We start from the raw sequence: 21885 nt of genomic DNA on the forward strand, positions 1-21885 counted from the left end.
TAAACGTCTGACGATTGAAAATCGCGGTATTATGTAGCAGTTGCCAAAAGCATTACATATCAGTTGGTTATTGTTTTTTTGAAACCGTTTTTGCTCTTTTCTTTATATCAACCTCGGTTGCAATAGGCAATCTAAGTAAATCTACCTCGGGCATTTCTGCATATTCATGGAGGAATGGCAGATATAGGCGAATGATCCAACCATCGCCTGACTTCCACGCTACATAAGGGTGGAGCAACTCGCCGTCCTCACGTATCCGATCAAATCGCAACAACCCATTGTTTGGATACTTTGCCTCTACCGCGCATGCCCGTTCTTCTTTAACCATGCGAATGACATCCTCGTGAGGATAGCCGGGATGACCAGACGTATCGGCTTCGTGGATTGCGTCCTCAATGGCTTCTTCCTCACTGCGATAACAACCAGGGATATCGTATTCATCGAACGGGACTTCGACCACCGCATACGGTGGGCCGTTAAACCAGCTTTTGTCCAGGTCGGGCTTAAGTTCGATGGCGAGGATCGTTCGTGAGCCTACATCGGTGCAGCGCCACTGCTGGCCGGTACTGGTGTAAAAGATGGTACCAATAGCGAAATCAGCACGCTTCATAGTTGGCCTTTTGTTTTCATGCATATCTAAGCAGATTGGAGAAGTAACTTGCCAGCCATTATTTCTATTTGACTCGCGGTGACCAACTCCTGATCGACAGCCCATTCACGACAGTGGTTAAGCATTTTTTTTGAGTCCTCACGGGTGGCTGAAAACATCGATTGCCCCGATTTACCAACAGCCATGGCATAAGGATGCCGATGATTTCCTGCCGTTGCGGCATCAATCATTGGCCGATATAGCGCTGACAATTGCAGAGAAGGAATATGTTTTGCGATGCGTTCGTAAATTTGTATTCCAGCAATATCCAAATCACCCCAAAATGTGATGTTTTCATGCTTGAGTAATTCGCGGGCGGGTGGCGCACTAGAACCTTCGCGCATTAACGTTATAGACCCGGATAGCCCATGCTCAACCATCGACGCCAGTTGGTTTCCATAGTCCTCGGAAACCTTACTCAATCCAAATCCAAAGGTTGCGATAAATGCACAATGCTCTACTGCGGCAGTCTTTGTGGCCAGTTCAAACGCAGCCGGGTTTTCGACCAGCACCACTGCTTGCGGGTTACTTGGTCCGGCAGTGACTACATACAATGGATGGTCCGGGAACTTGGCGAGGTCAATACCAAATGCCCTGATCGCGCGACTGCCTAATTTGCTCAATATTTTGGAAGAGCCGCAAATATACTGTGCGCCTACCAAAAACTGCGGAGTGCCAAACCATTTTGACTGATCTTCGCGAAGCCGCACCAGACCGTTCAATATTTTCGAGAACTCCGTTTCGTCCATATCGGCCAAGATTGCGCCGCACTCAAAAAGCGTTTCGCGGTCAGCCTCAGATAGTTCCTTGCATGCTAACAAAGCCGAATTCCATTGTTCACACCAAAGCGGAGTTGGAAGCGCGGGCAAACTGACCTGGACACGCCCAACTGGATTGCCGGTCGCCGACCACGAACTAGCCTCGATCCATCCTTGCCTTCTCATCTCTTTAAAATGAGATCTGATTGATGCCGCGTCCAATTTGGTTTCGCGGATCAAGCGATCAATTAGCGCCCCACCTTGCAAGACACTACTTTTGCGCGTAAGTCGTCTTAATGCGCCCACAACGCGTTCAAGGTCGCTATTGGGCATTGGGGTTGTCCTGGTTGGTCAAATACGATCCAAGGACGCCTAGTGAGCCCGGAACGTTGTTTTTTGGGTCAACAGTAAGCCAGGCATGCTTGCCGTTACTAGATCGATAAGGCCGTCCCACAAAATAGGACCGGAATATTTTTGGGTTATTGATATATCGAGGATGATGGATCATCCCGATTAATTGGAAGTGTCCAGCCGACAATCGAAGCGATTCCATGGCTGAGTCAATCATGTCGTCATGGCTAAGATTGGAGAAGAGTCCATCAAGAATCATGAAGTACCTCTCCTTACGGAGTGCTGCACGATTCTGCCTCTTCATGCCACCGGCTTGATCAATGGCTTGCCTCAAGCGGAACTCAGCAAGCTTCGCTATCCACATGAGACTGACTGCGGTCCGCATACCTTCGCTTAGGCCAGTCGCTGTCAAAGGGGAGCGATCACCGTTCCAAATGGAGGGGTGACTAAATTCCACGGTGACATCTGCAAACAATGAACGATAAATTTCACTCCGCAAGTATTCGAGGTCGCTCTTCTTTTGTCGTTTCTGTGCCGCCGTACCGTTGTCTGAGTGAGCTCGCCGTTTTGCTTCTATTTCGCCATAGAGACGGGCCATAAGGCTATTAACCTTGTCCTCGGATATAACATTGGCCTTTACATAAAACCGCGCGCTAGGAGTCGAGCACATGGCCTCATCGAGTATTTGAAGGGCGCGGTCTGAATCCTTTGCCAGCGTTGAGAGAACCTTTGTGGTTTTATCTCGAACATCATCCAGAGTAGTTGTCGCCTGCTGCAAAACTTCGCGTTTGCTCTCAATATTCTTTTCGATTTGGGTCTTCATCTCCAGTGGGGCGCTGAAGCCATCCTGGCTTTGCAACCATTCGGCATTGAGTACCGATAACCCCTTTATTGTGCCGTTAATAATTTCCGCACAAAACTGGGCTTTACGTTCCTGATAGCGTGAGTTAAGTTGTCCGCTTTCACGTTTTGCACGAGCGATATCCTTCGATTGCGCCGCCAGACCTAAATCGCCCGCGAATCGACGTATTTTACGAATTTCGTCCAGGAGAAATGGATCACTGTCTGCACGTTCCAAACGAGTTCTTATTGATTCGGCAAGTTGGTACAAATCCGCATTTTCGAAGCGCGAGGCTTCGCCACTCATCACGGCTCCGATTTCATCCAGACTTTTTGACACCGCCCGGAATTCGGCCAGTACGCTGGCCGCTGCTTCATGAAGAGTATCGCGGAAGGGGGTCAGTGCCGTACATCTTCCCCGTTTGTCCTCAATTGATTCTGTGTCTTGTACCTGTGATTGCTTACTGGTGGCCACCATGCTCTCTAAGGCGGCTTTTTGATCCAACAGCGATTGTTCGCTTGTATTGTCACCCTGTTCCTTGCGATACCGTTGTGCATGACCGAATTGACTCTCATAGCTTTTGCGGATGTCGGCCTTCCGTTTCTTGCCATCAAGAGTATTTCGATGTTCTAGATGGGCCTCCATGAAAGGAAGATCGTCACACTCGGCAAAGGAAACAAGGCTTTCAAGGTATTGCTTGTTTTGGTTATAGGCCAACGCCGCATCTGAGGCAGTAGATTGCGATGCGGATAAATGCGCCTCTGCCTGGGCAGCAGCTTCGGTAGTCACAGCTAGTTTCGTGAGGATCGATTCAAGGCTGGCAATACCCGCTTCTACCACTGTACGGAGTCTGGCGACCTCCGTTTCACCCCCGGCCTGGTTATACCGACGCATTGCATCGATAGCGAATCGGACGCTATCGATATTTCTCGCTTCATTCCATTCACGCGAGCGCCGCAAGTCGTCAGCTTCCTCTGCAATATGCTTCAAATCGTCCAGAACCATTTGGTGTACGTTATCGCCGTGTTCCAGAAGTAAATCCTGATACCGGCGCATTGCAGTAACGACGTTACGCACCTCGTCCGTGTTGCGATCTTCGTACCAAGAACGGGATTCGCGAAGAGAGTTCGCCTTCTCTTCAATCTGGTTCAATTCGATGACAAGCCGATCAAAGACATCCTCGCCATGCTTATTGAGTAATGCCTTGTATTCCCGGACCCTCGAAATACTTTCAAGCGCATCATTCGAACAGCGCTTTACTATCTCTGGAAGCTGTTCTTGGAGTTTCGCCAATGCCTTTGCATTGGTGGCAAGTGAATCCTCAGCATTCGTGTCCTCGGCGCGGTCGGCATCGCGCGCAAGCATCACGGCTTCAGTCTTGTCAGATAGTTGATTTAGAGCTTCCTGCTTTACCTCACGAGAACTACGGAACTCATCTAGCCTTGCCTTCGCCAGTTCGCGCTCTTCTTCTACTGCCGCTGGGTTCATAAGGCAATGAACCATGCGCGTTTTGACGCCCGCCAACCATGTGTAGGCACAATCATCAGCCAGTGCCATCGTGGGCGTATCGCTCTCCATGGTTGCTTTCAAACGGTCTGCGATCAGAACGGGAATCATCGCCTGCCCGTCGTACAGCAAATGTGCTGCTTTTGCCGCTTCTTCCGGCGTATCAACGACCGGCGAAAAGAGCAAAGCAGAGAAATGCGTTAGCCAATGTTGTTTGACCGCGCCTGGGCAGTGTTCCTCAATAAAACTGTGGAGCGGGGTAAATGACACTACCCCATCTATTAGGGCATGGGCAGATGCAATCTCCTCCGGCCTGGCGACCGGATCATTCATCAACTCGGCTAGTTGCCGCTTGGCGGTCTGTATCTGATGGTCAAATTGCGCAATCTCCAGTGTTAGGGCGGATCGCTGCGTTTCCATGGTGTTTAGCCACTCCGCCGCCGTTATGCCAGCATGTGTGGCCCTAAACAACTTGAGTCTGGATACGTGAGCCTCCAGCGTCTCAACGGTCGATGTAGCTAACGTGATTGCGTGTTGCAGGTCTGCGCGTTCCTTTGTAGGGTCAAGCTGCGCCGGATCGGCATCGGCAAAAATGTCGTTGAATAGCTTCACGAACGGCTTCAATTGCGAAACGCGGCCATGCAGTGTCTCAACCATTTTCTGTTCTCTGCCGAGAGTCAGTTCCATGGTGGCTATTTTTTGAAGCTCACCAGAAATGTCGATGCGTTTTGCTTCCTCTTCACCAAATAGTTGCTGATAGCGAGGGATGGAAGGGAGTAATTCTGTGATGGTATCTCGAAGCGATTCACGTTCGCGGCGGCGTTGCCCCAGCGCCGCTTCATCCGTCGCAATCTTTTTGAGGTTTTCAGAAATATTGATGGATTCGGGAGCGGCATCACCGAACCATTCGACGTAAGTCGTCTGGTGTGATTGCAACGCAAAAAGCGTATCTAGTTGTTTTTGATCGCTTCTGTTTTGGTTTTCTTGAGAGATTTTCTGACTTGTGAGACGCTGCAATTCCCCGGTTAAATGCTTCTGCCGTTGTTCAGCGTCACGAAGTGCGTCATTGGCATTGGCATTCTTGGTTGTCAGTTCTTCAAGTCGAGCTCGTGCTGTGACGCCAGGGTTGCTTTGGCAAAACCGCATATAGCTGCCGAATGTCTTTTCAAGGCTACCTACGCGCAAGTTGTGGGCCGTCAGGGCGTCTTCGGCTTCGCGTAACTCCTGCGCCACCCGTCCCACCAGCAGCGCTGGCGCATTAAGCTCTTCAGCAGTGAAATGACCACTCTTCAGCAGGTCTTCATACGCCCCTTTGGCCTGGTCATATTTTGTGATGAGGTCGGCGATTGTTCGTGCCTCTTTCTCCCATTGTGTAATCTCAGCTTCACGCCCCTTAATCGCATTATGGAGACGGTCAATCTCCGCTGTGAGTTGACGGACTTCCTTCCTATAGATGTTGGTATCCCCGACACTATCTACCCAGCCAAATGCCTGATTCAATGTATCCTCTGCACCAGCGACCTTGGCAGTTCCAATTTCCTTAAGATGCGGCACAAGTTCAAGGGCTGCGTTAAGCGTGTAGCCTTTACGGCTGTACCCACCGCCCTTTGGGCTGGCCTTCAGATCGAGATTCCACGCATATTCAATGATTTGCGATTCGTCTATTTCGCATTTCTGGATATGTCTACGCTCTGCCGCTCTGTTCAGATTGCTTGGGTCTACATTTGTGAGTTTTTCCAGCCCGGCGTCCAGGATCATTGACCCATAGTGCTTGTCGATCACGATATACGGCACAATCTCGCCCGCCCGTCCTGGGGGCAGGCTGCGGCCATCCAATAGCCCTGGCAGCGGGTCCGTGCGCACCAGATGCTTGACCATTGCGCCGTCACGAGCAATGCCCGCAATCAACCCTTGATATTCATCGTGCCCTTGTTTCGCTTTTTCGCCAGCGGCGACCAATCCGCCAAGTACCTTTACGACTTCCTCTTGCTCTTTGATTATTTCCCGTTCCTGCTCAGCCTTCACGGTCGCAGAGGCCATTGCGCTGAAGTGCGCGTAGAGCAATTCTTCGAAGTTCTCCCGAGGATCGTTCGGATCGTTTTCTATTTCGCTAGTTGGGGCCAGTATCTCCGGAGCAATAATTGAGCGAAAGAATGCCTGGCCGAAAGTCTCATCATCATCCGGCTCAATTTGATGAAGCTGTGCCGACTTGTCGCCACCACCTGCCAAATGAAACTTGACCTGTTGCGTTAGCACCCGACTTGGAATGTGGCTGGTGACAAGCGTTCGCCACTCATCGACAGACGAAATGTTCCAGGTGCCATCAATGCTCTTTACGGCTTGCTGTACCTCCGATTCCTTGTGATAGATGTATCCGCTCTCGGTGCGATCATAGACCGGGCAATCATCAAGAATCCCTCGGTAGTAGTAGAACTTCGGTTCATCGTTCTGGTAAGCGCACAGACCGAAGACGTGGTGATCTCTGTTGGTAATCGGTAAGTCGCGAGGGTCCATCAAGCCTTCATCCAAATTTAGATCGTTCTGCGTCAGATCGTCCTGCAAGTCCCAAAGCTGCACCCTAATGTGGGACGGTGCCCCGCATCTGCGCGGAGTGAACAAAGGCAATGCAGTTTCCTTGAGCTTTCTGTCGCGGCTCAAGAGATAGAGCAGCACAGAAATCATATTGGTCTTCCCGTGCCCATTGGGAATATTGATCGCGGTTGAATACTTCAGTGGCGAGAACTCTACCACTCGCATTGCAGGCTTACGATCCTGGCTGTCAGGATTGCTATAGGTAAGGAAATTGACAAACTGAATCCGGGCAATCAAAGACATGGTGCGTTCTCCGTAACTCCAGCAGATAGGTCCGTGCCCGTCAGGATCGACGTGGCCAAACGATATTTTTTTGCACTCGCATCCATTACAAAGTTCTGCAACCCACGCTCGTAGTTTCTTTTGATTTCGTGTGCAGACAGAAGGGTTTGCTGATACAGGTCTTTGGCAATAGTAGTTAAAAGGCTGGCATCAACCATTAGATTCACAAAGCGCCTACATCTGCGCTCGCCCTCGGCGTGACTAGACTTCTCAAACGTCTTGAATACCGCATTCGCCGGCACTTCATTCCGATCCAGTCCTTGCCGCAACTCTTCGAAATGTTCGCGCACTTTTGCTAGAAACACATCGAAGTCAAACATCCCCTCGGCATAACGCTGTATTTGAGATGGCGAGCGGCCCTTGTCGGTATAGATGAGTTCAAGATGCACTAACCACAGATGAACAAACCATGCGGCAGCCTCCCGTGCGGATTCGTTGCCCTTTTCTTTCATCGCTTCAACAATTACCTCTGGCGCTAATACGCTGGACGGATCGCCCCTTGCGATATCCCGAGCTAACAAGAAAACGCGAGCACCTTTTGGCAAGGCAGGAATTGTGAACGAGTCATAGTCCGCCACAACAAGGCGCATACCCGCAAATATCCCATCAAGGGAGCGCCTGTCTTCAGGAGGCATGGCGAGTAACAATTTAGCTACCGCTCTTTCTTCGTCGTGGCTACGCCCGCTAGCTGGCCGTGTTTCGACAATTCGATATCGCAGCAAATAAGCCACCACTTGGCCCATTTCTTCCATATTCATTGCTTATCCTCCAAGACCATTACCAATCCATTGACCGTCAAGCGTCCAATTTCCTCGCTCGTGAATACTTCGCGTTGGTCGCTTAACCGAACAGATATGTTCAAGTCGGCACCCAGCATTGACGGATCGCAGTAGGTGCCGAGTAAAGCGCTGATGTCACTTGCGCCGGCGGCATTCAATTGAATCCACCCCCGCTGAAGTGCATCGTTGAGGGAGAACGGGCCTTTGCGAAGCTCGGCAACAATTGCCGCGCTGTGTTCGGCAACAAAATCAATTGCTCGCACTCCGGTATCTTCTACGCCATCATTGTCGGTATCTTCCTCGCGAATATCAGCCATTCGCTCAGGCTCAATAACCCCGAAAAAGTCAAATGGGCATGGCATTGGCTGTTTGTATTGCGTTGGACCGAAAGACCTTATCAACGCCATGTATAAGTTGTCTTGAAATGGCTTGCTGGCCAGTGCGGCAGAAAAGTCAATGAACGAAATTGGTTGAAACGGTTCCGAATCCAACGAAATGCTTTCTTCAACCAACTGCGTGAATGATTCCAGCAGCTTTAGGGTCTGGCCCGCCACGCGACGCAAATGTTCAATTGCGTACCCATGACCAAATGACGGCTTACCAAGCCGGTCCATAGTAGCCACCCAGGTTAAGAACTCGTCTCGGGTTGATGCAAGAGAGAGAAATTCATTGGCCTCTAACATAATTTGCGAGGCTTCTTCAATTTGTTCTCTGATTACTTCTCCACGCTTGACGAAAAATTCTTGAACTTCATCACGCCGACCACTTTCTCTACGTGATTCAATTTCGAGTCTGAATGCCCGAAGGACATCAATAATGGATGACGAGAGTTCGGTGATTTTCCAAAAATCGCGGGCCTTGATTGCGGTAAGTAGGTTTTTTGCTGAGCCAGCAATGTAAGCAATGTCTCTAACATTCGCCGCTAGTCCGGCTGCTGTCCGGCCGGCCGGAGATAGGCGATAGGCGTCTGCCGTCCGAGACCGCTCTATGAGGTTGGTTTCTTTCGTTGAATTTATTGGCCTGCTTCCCGTGTCCAATCGTTCAACAAACCAGAGTTCTGCGGGCACCGTGAGTGCAGACAACACGAAACCCACATCCTCTTGAGTTAGTCCAGCAATTCTCTCGGTCAAAGTCTCTTGGAGTTCGGCTCCAGAAACAAAACCGCCCGCCACTTCGTTTTCGCGTTCTCGCAAATATTCGATTATGGTTAGACCTACATCAAGCCATAAGCCGTCATGGTTTCCAGGTCGATTTTCACGATAAAGATTAAATCGACTGGCAGAGTCGCCTGCTACCCGGTCGCTGTCATGCAAGTCGATTAAGCGTACAGTCGATGCGATGAGAGGAATCCAATCCATTTCACGGTGCGCCGTAAGTTATTGAGGAAGTCTTATGAAGCCAGGTTGTTACATCGCCTGACACGACATATCGCCTAGACTAACAGATGGTGTTAAGCTATGCAAGGAACTTAGCCTATAACGCCATGGATAAAATCAGAGCATCCACATCCCCAAAGAGTTTCCTATTTACTGTGCGACAGCGGATGGAACACATCGAACGATGTCTGTTCTGGAAGGGGGAGTTACAGCGGGCCGATTTAGTTGATAAATTCGGGGTCAATCCTGCACAGGCCGCAACGGATTTTCGGGACTACATGCTTGCCGCACCCGGCAATATGGATTACAACAAGTCTCGGAAGCGGTATCTCCCACTTCCCGCGTTTTTACCGAAGTTCTTTCATCCCGAGTCCATTGATGAGTTTGTCGGCATGGCATCCTCTGCCATCGAGGCGGAACATTGGCCGCTGCCGCATCGCTTGGCTTCATCTGAAACCCTCCAGGCAGTCGTGAAAGCAATCCGCTGCCGCGAAGCGCTGGAGGTGCGCTATCAATCCATGACTGATCCAAAGCCGTCTTGGCGGTGGCTATCCCCTCATGCTTTTGCGTCGGATGGGGACCGCTGGCATGTGCGGGCCTTCTGCCATAAGCGTATCGAGTTTCGTGACTTTGTGCTCGGTCGGATTATTGAAACCCGGAAAAGCAAACCCACAGATGTCGTCCCCACTAAGGACGCAGACTGGCACACCTTCGTTACGGTTGTCTTAAAGCCGAATCCGCGACTGTCGATGGATCAGCAAGCGGCTATTGCCTTTGAGCACCAGATGCTGCCCGATTACGAGCTGAAACTGAGGTTAAGGAAATCGATGCTGTTCTACTTGAATGCAAAGTTTTCTCCGCAGCCAAACGCTGTGGCCGCAGCGCATCAGGTTGTTGTCCGAATAGTACAGACCGAAGAAGAAGGTATCGCAGGAACGATGGTCTGACTACTGCGCAAATTGATCTTATTCACTCAGTCTCACTGATTTAACCTCTAGCGCCTTCATGCACTGCGCGAAGAATACCAGGCTGAACGTGCCACGATTGATCTTCGCGGCCAGCCCCTTGTAGCTCTCCTGTACGCCGATTGCATCGAGGCGCTTAATCAGTTCGTCGTAGCCTATCCCAGCGCGGGCCAGCTCCACCTTGAGCAAGTTGGTAGCGTATCGGTTCCATTCTTCATCGTTCATTGTGCATTTCCTCGTATTGCAATTACTTCATTAAACTCTACACCATCAGCGAACATTCTGCAATTGCGTAGAATATTCCGCATTATTGTATTGCGCATTTCTGCATTTTCGTTATAATATCTACATATTCGTTTAATTTAGAGCGTAAATCATGTCCCAGCACTTCCTTCTCTCCGCCAAAGCCCGCACGTTGTCCGTGCGCAAGGTCATGGAAATGACCCACGAGCAGGCTTTCCAGGTGTTCAGGGAACTGCGCTGGGGCGAAGGCGAGGAAACAGCCTGCCCTGTGTGCGGCACTATCGACAGGCATTATTTCCGCAATGATCGGAAGCAATGGAGGTGCAAGGCATGTACCCATGCGTTTTCCGTCACATCCGGCACGATCTTCGCCAATCACAAGCTGCCGCTGCGGGTGTACCTGGCTGCCATCGCCATTTATACCAATGCCGTGAAAGGCATTTCGGCCCTGCAGTTGAGTCGCGACCTGGGCGTCCAGTACAAGACAGCCTTCGTCATGGCGCACAAGATTCGGGAATCACTGATGGAACAACGGGACGATGCACCCCTGGCCGGTGAAATTCACATGGACGGTGCCTACGTCAACGGATATGTCCGCCCGAAAAACAAGAAATCAGAACGGATCGACCGCCGCTTGTTTGAGAACCAGAGGCCTGACAAGCGTTGCGTGTTCGTGATGCGTCAGAAAGCGGAAACAGCGGGGAATCTGATCAAGGGTTCCAACAAGACCCTGACCTTCATCATCAAGGCCGAAAATCAAGCGGACGTGAGCAAGCTGGCGAATGAGTTTGTGGAGAAAGGTTCGGTGATCTGCGCTGATGAATCCAACGCCTATGATGTGCTACACGCCAAGTTCGACACCCGCCGAGTGAATCACTCCCAAGAGTACCGCGCCGACGATGGTACGACCAACAACCTGGCCGAGTCCTACTTCTCCCGCTTTCGACGGATGTAGTACGGCCAAACGCACAAATTCGGCAATCTCTACTTGGCGAACTACGCCAATGAGGCAGCGTACCGGGAAGACACTCGCCGCTGGAATAATGGTGCGATTTTCAAGGACATCACCAAAAAATGCGCTCATACGCAAACTAGCCGTGACTGGTGTGGATACTGGCAGGGGAACAAGCGCCAGGCCGAACGTCTGGCCGCTTAAACGATCCGCCAAAGAACCGTCAGGCCGTTCTCGGCGCGTCCCGCGTCCTCGACTAGCCCGCGCTTCTCCAAGCGCCGGAGCGTTCCGTTCAGCGTGCGCTGAATGGACGTGCGCAACTCCTTTGTATCCTCCAAGCCCTTGGCAACAATGATCCGCTCTGCCATAGCGACGGTCGTGAGGGGCTGTTCTGCCTCTCTAAGTTGATCCAGTACCCAAGTATGACTCTCGCGGCTCTCGAACCGCTTAAAGCCGCCTGTACGGGAAGAATGGACTCGCTTTGTGCCGAGACTGCGCAGGTCGATTTCCGGGTCAAAGAGTTTGAGCGTGGCGTCTAGGTGTTTGAGATCGGACGCGACACGCTCGATTTCTGTCCTGTGAAACTGAATCAATCCAGCCAACTCGGCGTGTTTTGCAACCAAGCCTGAAACAACGTGGGATTCTGCCATGATTCACCTGTTATTGAATTAAGAAACAGGTGTTATATTAAGGACTTACGCGGGGTAATTCTTTTGGCAACTGCTACATAATACCGCGTTAATGCCGTGGTATGTGCAGTGGGTGTAGCTTTCCTATTTCGTACCATTGCTGAGTTACTGATGATACGGTTTATCTTACAGGCGACCCGCCAGGCCAATTTTCTCGCGGAATCTGATTTCTTGAGGCGACGATGTCAAGACACTATTCACCCAAAAATTTCTTTCGGAATGCCAGCAATGCCTTTCTGAAACGCTATTTTACCGAGCATGGCGTGTTGCTGGATATGGATTTCGACGCGCTTTCCGAAACAAAAGTTACCCCGATCTATGCCGCGTGGCTCAAGCTGCCGGAGGAAGTGCGCAATGAGATGGAGCGTGACTTTCAGGATATTGATGCGTTGTCCTGCGAAAGTGGCACCCAGTCTATTCTGGACGAGGCTGCCTGGCACGGCGAAAACCTGGCAGAAATGTTTGCGACACTGGAGAGCTTTCACGCGAAGGCCTTCTGGACATTTCTGGACCGCCCAACGTATTGGCAGGGCGCCAGCGCTTTTCATCATGCCGATTCGGTGCCTGCCTCCTACTGGCGCAAGCGTAAAAACCTGATTCGCGCCGCAGCCAAGGTGGACGATGCAAGCCTGCGCCAGCTGGAAAACAACCTGAGTCACTATTTCCACAATAAGCAGGGACGCGGCCAGAACTGCAAGGTAGATTGCTATAAACGCGGCGAGCTCGACTATTTCTTTGCCTACCCTGAAGACTATGCCCATTCAAGCATTGAGTGGGAAGGCAAGGAATTCAGGCGGCGTTCCCACCACCCCGCGTTCGAGATTATTTTTGTGTATTCGCAACACGAGGGAACACTGAACGTGTTTCTGGCAGGAACCAAAAAATTGGTGCCGGAATTGCAATCGTTTTTTGTGGACACGATTCTGGGCCTGGAGCTGGGGGAGCATCTCAAGGACGAACGCGTGTATGACCTTGCCCTGCTCAAACAGGGCGACATGCAATTCAACTACCCGCCTGAATCCGGTATTACCCAGGTAGCGGTCAAGAAATTGCGGCTCAAGATTCTCGGGACGAATGAACGGATCACACTGGAAGCCAACCCCACGCACAACGGCAGGGCGGTCTATGATTTGCTGGATAAATTGAAAACAATTTTCACCTTATCGCAGATCGTCATCACGCAGGTAGGGCTCGTAGTGACCTTTGCGCACGTCCCTCCACAGGTGAAACCAGCCACGCGCAGCTTCGACGTTTGCTGGCCGAATTCCTGCTCGCTCGGAAATGATGGGCGCGATGCCGTTATCCGCAAGATGCTGGCTGATTCGGGTATTGAACCGCGTGAGCAGATCAATCCCTGATCGTCTGGCATGACCCGCGCTGACTTACTCGAATCCATACTCGAGCGGCTTGCCGGGGCAGGCGCGGCAAAGGCTTTATTCAGCGCGGACGAAACAGCAGCGTGGCCAGCAGGTGCCCTGGAGACGCTGGTCAATGCCAGTATGCTGCAACAGGCACAACCTGCCTCTGTCGTGGAATGTACCGGCTGCGAAGAAAACTGCCTGATGCCGCTGCATGTATTTCCTGCCGAAGGAAATCGGCTTGCCCGGGCTTTCATAGCATGCGACAAGCGTGATGATGTGGGTAGGGTGTCTGTTGATTTTTGCAGATTAGAACAATGGCAAACGACGGGCAAATTGATTGCCGATGTGCTGGCCCATTTACTTGGATTGAGCCGGTCAGCTTCCCACGCGGCGGACGGCAAGCAGTGGAATATCGGTGTCCTCAAGGGGAAGAAACACCAAAGCCCGGTCACGCTGCTGGCTGGGGACAGCCTTATGTTGGCGCTGGCCGGCCACGCTGTTCCGCTCATCGAAGTGCTGGCTATCGAGGAAAATGCCCTGACGCTGGACAAAGACGAGCTGATTCGCCGGGTAGATAAACCGGCGGGCGAAACCGGAGACCCAGTGGCGCGTCGCATAAGGATCAAGGCGCGTGTACACGAGGAGAAAGTAAAGGGTACGAAGGCATTCATCCAAGTGGTGGCGAAGGAAGAAGGCATCTCTGCCTCCCGTATAAAGCAGCTCGTTTCGACTAAACGTGTACCTGTCAAAGTACGGATAGGCTTAACCACGGCATTAAAGCCACCAGCCTCCAAAAACCCCCGATCCAGATACTGATTGGCTTTTCAGCATTGTTGAACAAGTGCGCATTCCAGTTAAAAACCACCACCTGTTCTGGCGCAACCCGCCGTCCACCACATCCACGCTTACCGCCATCAAGCGATAGCGAGCATCAAATGTCCAAGTGGTTCAGCAGCGGGCTTTACCTTGATTTCGATGTCGTAGCCAAGCCTGTTCAAGCAGTCCATCAGCTTGCGTTCGGATAGGTTAGCGAAGTCGCCGCGCAGCATGCCGGACACCTTCGGTTGTGTGATCCCCATGCGACGAGCCGCCTCATCTTGGGTGAGGCCGAGTTTGCGCACCGCCTTGGTAATCTCAATCACCAAACCGGACTTGATTTTGAGTTTTTCGGCGTCGGGCAAACCAAGATCGGCAAAGACATTGCCAGAACCGATTTCGACCTCAATGCCATTAATGATTCGTTTTTTCATTTCGTAGCTCCTTCGCAAGCGCCTCGGCTACTTTCAGCCGGGTGCGGATGATGTCCATGTCCCCTTTCGGTGTGGCGATTCCGTTTTTGCTCTTCTTCTGGAAGCAGTGAAGGACGAACACGGCTTCCTCGAACTTGACGGTATAGACAGCGCGGTACGTGCCGCCGATGTCGTTTTCGAGCACTTCCAAAACGCCGGCCCCACCGAATCCCTTCATTACCTTTGCGGCATCGTGCTGATCTCCGCGCTGCGCGAAGTCAAGGGCGTGACCGAAGAACTTCTTCACGTCAGCAGGAAGGGCCATCAAGTCTTTTTTGCTGCCACCGATCCAGACGAGCGGTTTATCTTGTGTGGTCATAGGAAAATTATATCTTAAATGGTATCAAATGCGAGTGCCCAAACCTATCTCATACAGATGGTGGGTTTGAACTGGAATCAGCAATGGGTTTCGTCACATCATGCGAGCTAGCCCCTAGCTAGCCCCCTAGCTAGATGAAATCCAAACCCCAGTATTGATGCGGCTTCCAGCCTTGTTTAGGGGGCTAGCTTGCAAGCTAGCCCCCTAGCTCGTTCATAAATACTCCTGGTTAAACGCCGTTTAACACCAACCAGGAGCGCATAAAATGAGCGAATCATTACCCACACTTGCCGAAATCATCGCAAGCGGCAGAACACTTTTCAACGAAAACGAAGCAGCAGCATTTCTCGACACCACCGCCGGCACCTTGCAAGTCTGGAGATCGACCGGGCGTTACGGCATCCCCTTCGTAAAAATTGGCCGCTCAGTGCGCTACAAGCGCGCCGACCTCGAAGCCTGGATTGAAAGCCGTACCCGCTCAACGGGCGCAACAGCTTGAGGTGCCGACCATGACTGCACCTGATAGCGGATTCAAACACCACCACCAGCCGGTCGAGTGGCTTCCCCAGGACAGGGTTGGTACTGACAGCAACGGCATGACGCAAGCCGAAGTGTGTAGCCTGCGTTGCTTAGAAAACACGGAGGAATACCCAAGGCAGCAAACTAAGCAAAACGCCCCTCTACGAGCGCACTGCGCGGCGGTCATGCCAGCCGAGGTGGTGGCATGGGCTGCACAGTACCAAGGTTTTCTGACCAGCGTGCGGCATGCCGATCCGGCGATCGAGCAGGACGACTTGCTGCACGACCTGTATGTGATTTTTTGTGAGAAATCCGCCATCACCCTCAAAGACGTCGCGGACAAGTACCACCTGCGCAAGCTGGGTGGGCACTGGGTGCCGGAGCAGCCCAATAGCAATTGGTCTGACTGGGACATGCGCGCGGCGGAGGCGGAATCCGCCCCCCAGGACGTGGACGAACAGGGAGAGCAGAAGAATACCCCCGATGGCCTGGTAGCCGACACGGCGCGCCTCGCCGGGCTGCTGTATGTCGGGCGGCGGCGCGGCCAGCAGATCCGGCAAAGCCAGCTGCCCAGGCTGGCAGCACAGGTGCAGGGCTTGCCGGATTGCACCGGCCAGCTCGGGTTGTTTGCCGATGCGGCGCTAGGGGGAAGATATGCCAGGCAAGACTGAATCCCATGCTGAACCCTTGATCTGTCCGATAACAGAACACCCACCACCACGCACCACCCCCGCGGCAAGCAGACCATGCATGCGTAGCGACAAGTTTGCCAAGGTGCCCATTACAGCCCTGGCTGATCGCAGGCTCTCCTTGCGTCAGCTCAAAGTTGCTGTGTGCACTGTTTTCCTTTGCCGACCAGGATGGTGTGTGCTGGCCTACCAAGCAGACATTGTCCGAACGAAGCGCGGTACACATCCAACACATCAGCGCATGCACCGCCGCCTTGGCGGCGTTCGGGTGGCTCTCCAAAACCGGGCGGGGCGGGTTTGCCGTGCCTGCCCAGTACGTGCTGCTGGATGGCACTACCAGCCCCAATTCAGGGCTGGATGACGGGCAAACTACCAGCCCCAGATTGGGAACTACCCGCCCCGATTCAGGGCTGGATGAAAAGCAACTACCAGCCCCAGTTCGAGAAAACTACCAGCCCCAATCCAGGAAAACTACCAGCCCCGAAGCGGGGCTACGCAAGGAACTAACCAAAGAACTGACCATTGAACTGACCAACAACCAAGATCAAAAGATTCCAGCTGCCAAAATTCCGGCAACCACTTCCAAACCCATTTCCAAGCGTGCTGACGCACGCCTTGCAGCCGATGCGGCAGGGGAGATAGAGACCGAACTGCAATCGGCCTGCAAAGCGACCTGGAAAGCTTACCTCGAAGCGTACCTGCATCGCTACGGCGTGGCACCCGTGCGCAACCAGACCGTGAACAGCCAGGTCAAGCAATTCGTCCAGCGCGTCGGTTTCCGGGATGCCCCGCTGATTGCCGGATGGTTCACCGCCCACAATGCAACCTGGTATGTGCGCCAGGGCCACACCATGGGTTCCTTGCTGCGCGATGCGGAGAAGCTGTGCACCGAATGGGCGACCGGACGCGCGCTCACTGAAACGGCCACGCGCCAGCTGGATGGCGCGCAATTCAACTTCAATGCCAGTGCGGATGCAAAACGCATGCTGGGCAACCGGAGGCCACACCATGGGTAAACAGGAAACCCTGATTGAAGACCTGGCGGCGGCGGCCGAGGTGATGGGACAGGAAGTTCGCCCTGCCGGGCTGCTGGCGATGTCGGACGAACTGATGGCCTATCCGCTGGAGCTGTCACGTGCAGCCCTCATCCGGGTGCGGCGCGAGTGCCGGCGCCTGACGCTGGCGGACATCCTGGAGCGCATTGAAACGGCCGACGGCCGCCCGCTGGCCGATGAGGCGTGGGCGACGGCGATACTGGCCATGGAGGAATCGGAAACCTTCATCTGGACATTGGAGACACAACAGGCATTCGCTGTGGCCAGGCCGTTGGTGGAAATCAACGACCGCGTCGGGGCGCGCATGGCCTTCCGCGACGCCTACGCGCGTCTGGTGCAGGCCGCCCGGGCGCACCACGTTCCGGTCACCTGGTCGCCCTCGCTGGGCTGGGACGTCGAGCGCCGCCGCGAGGTGCTGGAGATTGCCGTCGCAAATGGACGGTTGCCGGCAACGCATGCGCAAGGCTTGCTGCCGGGGCCGGACCGCGCCAGCGCCGCCCAGGCAGTGAAAGCGCTCACGCTGGCTGCATCCGATGGCGTGGTCGTCGGTGACCGGGATAACGCGGAGCGGGCCGTAGCGATGCATGCGCTGGCCCGGATGCTGGACATGGTGGGCAGCAAGCGCAGGTAAGCGGTGGCTTCACAGCGGTGCCAAAGAGCTTAGCGTGCTTTATTTCCTGAGACGACCCCATCCATAGATTTATTACTCAGCATGACTTACAATGTAATTCAGTACTTTTAAGGATGAGTGATCATGGCTGCAAACAAGCTGGTACAGACCCGCATTGACGGGGCTATCAAAGAAGAGGCTGCTGCCGTACTGGCTGCTATGGGACTTACCGTGTCCGATGCGGTTCGGCTGTTGCTGACCAAGGTTGCGCATGACCACGCCCTTCCTTTCGACCCGTTGGTTCCAAATGACGCCACTATTGCGGCAATGAAGGAGGCACGCGCCGGGAACCTGCCTCGTGCCAACAGCATCGCAGAATTGATGACCGCGCTTCATGCGGACGATTGAATGGACCAGCCAGTTCAAGCGCGACTATAAGCGTGAAGGCAAAGGCCAACACCGTGCAAAGCTCGATATTGATCTGTTCCCTGTCGTGGAAGCGCTGGCGAACAATCAACTGCTCGAACCGCGTCACCACGATCACGCCCTGACCGGCGATTGGAAAGATCACAGGGACTGTCACATCAAGCCTGACCTGGTGCTGATTTACCAAAAACCTGACGATGACACCATGCGACTTGTGCGGCTCGGCTCGCACAGCGAACTTGGGCTGTAGAAGGGGGCAGCTCACGAAACTGCGTTGGCGAGCAGTTGCGTATAAGCCGCGACGGGCACAAGACCATGAACTTCTCCGAAATAATCGCCACCCTCAACACCGCATCCGCCTTCGAGTTGTTTCGCCTGCGGGCTGCCATTGATCGCGTGCTTGACCAACCTGGATGGATGGATGCGGTTCGGTCACGGCTCCGTCTCGGCCAGACCATCCATTATTTCGATCCGCGGGCGAATCGTTCCAACCCAGGCCAGATTCTGGAACTGCGGCGCAAGCAGGCGGTCGTTCTCGAGCTCACTACCCAGAAGCGCTGGTTGATTTCGTACGCGGCCATCAACCTCGACGGGGCCGACGTAAATATTCGAGAAAAACCGCAGCAGGGACTCGGCCGCAACGAAGTCGCGAGGGGTGATATTGTCGGCTTCATCGATCGCAACCAGCAACAGCGAAGCGGCAGGATAGTGCGGCTGAACGACAAAACAGTCACCTTGATGTGCGGGCAACAGCAGTGGCGCGTTGCCTACGGCCTGTTGCATCGCGTAGTCGATTCCAGCGCTTCGATTGGCGAGATACGGGAACTGGAGATTTGCGAACCCCACAGCGAGACCGCGCCGGATGAGTAAGGCCGCCGACAAGCGGGTTTGGGCCTTCGCACCGCGCTTTCGCAGAGGTGCTTTTGGATGGCGCTCGGATACTGCCATTACCCGCGTCAAGGAAGCGGTTGCCGAAATCAAGACGGTCTGCCGAAAGGATGCGTGTCTGGCCGCAGAAGGCGCGGTGTTGTTCCTGACCAAAGTATCCCCAGCCCTGCAGAACATCGACAGTTCATCCGGTGCCATTGGCACGGCCGTCAACCGCGCGATCGAAACGTTGATCCCCATCCTTGCCAAGGCGCCGGCCGATGAACCCACACGTCGCAAATGGTTGGAGCAGCTCTACGAGGCCCACGCCGACGACGATATTCCGTACATCGAAAGCCTCGGCGATCACTGGGGTGAACTGTGCGCCTCACCGGAACTTGCAGGGGAATGGGCCGACCGGTTGGTGGAAACCGTCGAGACGGTGTGGTCCCGCCGCCGGGAGGCGCATGGACATTTTCATGGAACGTTCATGTGCCTGTCGGCCCTACTTGCCGCTGGGAGATACGATCAGTTGCTGGCTTTGCTGGACACCTGCCCGTATCCATTCTGGTCGTACCGCCAATGGGGGGTGAAGGCGCGCGTCGCGATGGGCAACAAGGCTGAGGCCTTGCGCTACGCTGAGGCGTCGCATGGGCTGAATGAACCATTCGGGCAAATTGCGCAAGCGTGCGAAGCCATCCTCCTGTCGTCAGGTCTGGAAGACGAGGCATATCAACGCTATGCGCTTGCCGCCAATCGGGCCGGCACGTACCTCGCGACGTTTCGTGCGATCTGCCGGAAATATCCACACAAGGAGCCGGAAACCATTCTGGGCGACCTGGTCGCCAGCACGCCAGGCGAGGAAGGCAAATGGTTTGCCGCGGCCAAAGACGCGAAGCTTTATGACCTCGCGATCAAGCTCGCACGGCAGTCGCCGGTGGATCACCGTACGCTGATTCGCAGCGTGGAGGACTTTGCCGCAACAGAGCCGCTGTTCGCACTGAATAGCGGGCTGATGGCGCTCTATTGGATTTGTGCGGGGCGTGCGTACGATGTCGCAAGCAGCGAAATCCGGAGCGCCTACGACCTGACACTCCGCGCCGCCGAAGTCGCGCAATGCAAAGAAACCGCACTACAGCAGATTCTAAACCTGCTCGAAAGCTTCCCGCAGGAACGTTTGGTGAAGGGTGCGCTCGCCGGTGCAAATGAACTGTGGGGTGTCAGCTAGGTGCCAGGGACTAAACCGCTGCTGAACGGACCTTCAACAACCATGCGATGGTCGCCTCAAATGAGTTGTGAACCGACCTTAAAAAACCTAAAAAAATCGTTGTAAAGATCGTTCAGAATTCTCTTGGGAAAGTCTTGGCATGTAGGGGTGCCAATACTTGGCCGGGCCATGTTACTTACCGGTGTGTCCTCATAAACCTTACGTGGAGTAACCCCCAGGCGTCAGCCTGATACCCTAGCCGCAGATAGATCGCCAAGCGTTTCCCATGCTCCCGATATGGCGCATGCAAACCCAGCCCAACTTCAAGCCCCTTACCCCCGTCATCATCGCCGCGCTGGCCGGCACTGACTGGTTATTGCCCGGTGGCACGCTCTGGACGCCTGCTGCATCGCTGTTGCTGATGGCCGCCGTCATGCTTGCTCAAAGCCCCCTGCAGCGCTTTCTCACGGCGCTGGCTTATTACGCTGCCGGTTCGGTCTCGATTGTCGGCGCCGTCACCGGCTACTGGGGCAGCGGCCACGCCGGGATAGGGGTGCTGGCCTGTGTCGCCACTTCAACTGCGCTGGCCACCCCCTGGGCGCTAGCAAGCGGCTGGCGCGGCACCCTGGCCGCGCTGGCTGTAACTGCGCTACCGCCACTGGGCCTGATCGGCTGGCTGTCGCCCCTGAGCGCCGCCGGTGTCCTGTTTCCCGGCATGGGGTGGATGGGCCTGGTGCTGCTGCTGGCCGTGGTGGTAGGCATCACCAAGCTGCGCATCACTTGGCTGGCACCGCTCGGGGCAATCGCCATTGCTGCCAATCTTGTCTACACGCCGCCTGCGTTACCGCTTGGCTGGGTCGGGGTGGATACGTCTATTCAGCCAGCGCGGGGTAGCGTGCTGGCTTCTATCCGAAACAATCAGGCAATCATCGCAACCGCGTTGGTGCAGGGCCATGGCGCAAAGATCGTTGTCCTGCCCGAAGCCGTGATCGACGGCTGGCTGCCCGGCACGCGCCGCCAGTTTGCTGGCGCTGTTCCACCGGGACAGCTTTGGCTGATGGGTGCGCAAATCCGGTTCAACAGCGTGGTTGCGGTCACCCACGGCAACGCCATCGTCAAACCATTGGTGAACGCCGCCGCGCTGCTGCCCGGTGGCAACTGGTCGCCCGGCGGCCTGCAGCCGGCGTGGTGGCAAACTGCGCCGGTTGTTGACGGGAAACGGATATGGGTGAGCGTTTGCGTCGAGCAGGTCTTGCCGTGGACGTGGTTCGAGGCAATGACCGCACGGCCTGACGTGGTGCTGGCTATCGGTAACCAGTGGTGGGCGCCCCCCGCATCAAGCGCACCACGGATACAGCTCGCCAGCACCCGCGCCTGGGCGCGGTTGCTGGGGGTGCCGGTGGTTTGGGCGGTTAAGGATGCTCTGAACAACGCCGTCTGCCGCGCAGCGGCAGGCGGCTCCGCTTCAAATTTTCAAACGGCAGTGTGAAATGCTCAGGAAATGCAATTTTCCTCACTGCTTTTGGCGTTCTTCGCCCTATTTAACCCATTTTCCCGATC

Annotated in this window: 21 protein-coding genes and 1 pseudogene; 13 read left to right on the forward strand and 9 right to left on the reverse strand. The window is 54.2% G+C overall.

Annotation, left to right across the window (positions count from 1 at the left end; genetic code table 11):
* Positions 1-67 precede the first annotated feature (67 nt).
* The 5 genes from ACYCZJ_RS10010 to ACYCZJ_RS10030 are packed head-to-tail and all read right to left on the reverse strand — an operon-like array spanning position 68 to position 9116.
* Complete coding sequence (locus ACYCZJ_RS10010) at positions 68-610, reverse strand: hypothetical protein (protein ID WP_461554076.1); 543 nt, start codon at positions 608-610, stop codon at positions 68-70.
* A gap of 26 nt (positions 611-636) precedes the next feature.
* The gene (locus ACYCZJ_RS10015) at positions 637-1740 is read right to left on the reverse strand and encodes a Wadjet anti-phage system protein JetD domain-containing protein (RefSeq protein ID WP_461554077.1); all 1104 of its coding nucleotides are present in this window, start codon (positions 1738-1740) and stop codon (positions 637-639) included.
* Complete coding sequence (locus ACYCZJ_RS10020) at positions 1730-6940, reverse strand: coiled-coil domain-containing protein (protein WP_461554078.1); 5211 nt, start codon at positions 6938-6940, stop codon at positions 1730-1732. Before ACYCZJ_RS10020 ends, ACYCZJ_RS10015 begins: the two co-directional genes overlap by 11 nt.
* The gene (locus ACYCZJ_RS10025; RefSeq protein ID WP_461554079.1) at positions 6931-7737 is read right to left on the reverse strand and encodes a hypothetical protein; all 807 of its coding nucleotides are present in this window, start codon (positions 7735-7737) and stop codon (positions 6931-6933) included. Before ACYCZJ_RS10025 ends, ACYCZJ_RS10020 begins: the two co-directional genes overlap by 10 nt.
* On the reverse strand, positions 7734-9116 hold the full coding sequence (locus tag ACYCZJ_RS10030) for a hypothetical protein (protein WP_461554080.1): 1383 nt from the start codon (positions 9114-9116) through the stop codon (positions 7734-7736). Before ACYCZJ_RS10030 ends, ACYCZJ_RS10025 begins: the two co-directional genes overlap by 4 nt.
* A gap of 185 nt (positions 9117-9301) precedes the next feature.
* Between ACYCZJ_RS10030 and ACYCZJ_RS10035 the strand changes: the two genes are divergently transcribed.
* Positions 9302-10081: a WYL domain-containing protein gene (locus tag ACYCZJ_RS10035; RefSeq protein WP_461554081.1), complete on the forward strand. Its 780-nt coding sequence runs from the start codon at positions 9302-9304 to the stop codon at positions 10079-10081.
* A gap of 18 nt (positions 10082-10099) precedes the next feature.
* Here ACYCZJ_RS10035 and ACYCZJ_RS10040 read toward each other — a convergent pair whose 3' ends face one another.
* A complete protein-coding gene (locus ACYCZJ_RS10040; RefSeq protein WP_461554082.1) occupies positions 10100-10324 on the reverse strand; it encodes a DUF6471 domain-containing protein in 225 nt (74 codons plus the stop codon).
* Between the two features lie 151 nt (positions 10325-10475).
* Between ACYCZJ_RS10040 and ACYCZJ_RS10045 the strand changes: the two are divergent.
* Positions 10476-11498 (forward strand): annotated as a pseudogene (locus tag ACYCZJ_RS10045) (IS1595 family transposase).
* Here ACYCZJ_RS10045 and ACYCZJ_RS10050 read toward each other — a convergent pair.
* Positions 11495-11944 carry a hypothetical protein gene (locus ACYCZJ_RS10050; RefSeq protein WP_461554083.1) on the reverse strand — a complete coding sequence of 150 codons (450 nt, stop codon included), beginning with the start codon at positions 11942-11944 and terminating at the stop codon, positions 11495-11497. The pseudogene ACYCZJ_RS10045 and the gene ACYCZJ_RS10050 overlap by 4 nt on opposite strands.
* 221 nt (positions 11945-12165) lie before the next feature.
* Here ACYCZJ_RS10050 and ACYCZJ_RS10055 point away from each other — a divergent pair, with 221 nt between their 5' ends.
* A complete protein-coding gene (locus ACYCZJ_RS10055) occupies positions 12166-13341 on the forward strand; it encodes a hypothetical protein (RefSeq protein ID WP_461554084.1) in 1176 nt (391 codons plus the stop codon).
* Positions 13342-13350: 9 nt separating this feature from the next.
* Positions 13351-14160, forward strand: a complete 810-nt coding sequence (locus ACYCZJ_RS10060; RefSeq protein ID WP_461554085.1) for a hypothetical protein — start codon at positions 13351-13353, stop codon at positions 14158-14160.
* 98 nt (positions 14161-14258) lie between these two features.
* Here the strand turns inward: ACYCZJ_RS10060 and ACYCZJ_RS10065 are convergent, their stop codons facing one another.
* Together ACYCZJ_RS10065 and ACYCZJ_RS10070 are read right to left on the reverse strand one after the other, a co-directional pair.
* On the reverse strand, positions 14259-14594 hold the full coding sequence (locus tag ACYCZJ_RS10065) for a helix-turn-helix domain-containing protein (RefSeq protein ID WP_461554086.1): 336 nt from the start codon (positions 14592-14594) through the stop codon (positions 14259-14261).
* Positions 14575-14952 (reverse strand): type II toxin-antitoxin system RelE/ParE family toxin, encoded by a 378-nt coding sequence (locus tag ACYCZJ_RS10070; protein ID WP_461554087.1) that lies wholly within the window; start codon positions 14950-14952, stop codon positions 14575-14577. The genes ACYCZJ_RS10065 and ACYCZJ_RS10070 overlap by 20 nt, the downstream gene beginning before the upstream one ends.
* Positions 14953-15217: 265 nt before the next feature.
* On the opposite strand from ACYCZJ_RS10070, the gene ACYCZJ_RS10075 reads away from it, so the two are divergent.
* The 9 genes from ACYCZJ_RS10075 to ACYCZJ_RS10115 all read left to right on the forward strand — a co-directional run bounded on the left by ACYCZJ_RS10075 (position 15218) and on the right by ACYCZJ_RS10115 (position 21814).
* Positions 15218-15451: a helix-turn-helix domain-containing protein gene (locus ACYCZJ_RS10075; RefSeq protein WP_461554088.1), complete on the forward strand. Its 234-nt coding sequence runs from the start codon at positions 15218-15220 to the stop codon at positions 15449-15451.
* A gap of 10 nt (positions 15452-15461) precedes the next feature.
* Positions 15462-16142, forward strand: coding sequence for a hypothetical protein (locus ACYCZJ_RS10080; RefSeq protein WP_461554089.1), 681 nt, complete (start codon positions 15462-15464; stop codon positions 16140-16142).
* Between the two features lie 155 nt (positions 16143-16297).
* The gene (locus tag ACYCZJ_RS10085) at positions 16298-17176 is read left to right on the forward strand and encodes a hypothetical protein (protein WP_461554090.1); all 879 of its coding nucleotides are present in this window, start codon (positions 16298-16300) and stop codon (positions 17174-17176) included.
* The gene (locus ACYCZJ_RS10090) at positions 17169-17846 is read left to right on the forward strand and encodes a hypothetical protein (RefSeq protein ID WP_461554091.1); all 678 of its coding nucleotides are present in this window, start codon (positions 17169-17171) and stop codon (positions 17844-17846) included. Before ACYCZJ_RS10085 ends, ACYCZJ_RS10090 begins: the two co-directional genes overlap by 8 nt.
* A 123-nt stretch (positions 17847-17969) precedes the next feature.
* Positions 17970-18233, forward strand: coding sequence for a type II toxin-antitoxin system RelB/DinJ family antitoxin (locus ACYCZJ_RS10095; RefSeq protein ID WP_461554092.1), 264 nt, complete (start codon positions 17970-17972; stop codon positions 18231-18233).
* Entirely contained in the window at positions 18220-18501 is a 282-nt protein-coding gene (locus ACYCZJ_RS10100; RefSeq protein WP_461554093.1) for a type II toxin-antitoxin system YafQ family toxin, read from the forward strand. Before ACYCZJ_RS10095 ends, ACYCZJ_RS10100 begins: the two co-directional genes overlap by 14 nt.
* A gap of 65 nt (positions 18502-18566) precedes the next feature.
* A complete protein-coding gene (locus tag ACYCZJ_RS10105) occupies positions 18567-19121 on the forward strand; it encodes a hypothetical protein (RefSeq protein ID WP_461554094.1) in 555 nt (184 codons plus the stop codon).
* Positions 19114-20346 carry a hypothetical protein gene (locus ACYCZJ_RS10110; RefSeq protein WP_461554095.1) on the forward strand — a complete coding sequence of 411 codons (1233 nt, stop codon included), beginning with the start codon at positions 19114-19116 and terminating at the stop codon, positions 20344-20346. The genes ACYCZJ_RS10105 and ACYCZJ_RS10110 overlap by 8 nt, the downstream gene beginning before the upstream one ends.
* A 265-nt stretch (positions 20347-20611) precedes the next feature.
* Positions 20612-21814: a carbon-nitrogen hydrolase family protein gene (locus ACYCZJ_RS10115; protein WP_461554096.1), complete on the forward strand. Its 1203-nt coding sequence runs from the start codon at positions 20612-20614 to the stop codon at positions 21812-21814.
* The last annotated feature ends 71 nt before the right edge of the window (positions 21815-21885 follow it).

The organism is Sulfuriferula sp., from assembly GCF_054605375.1.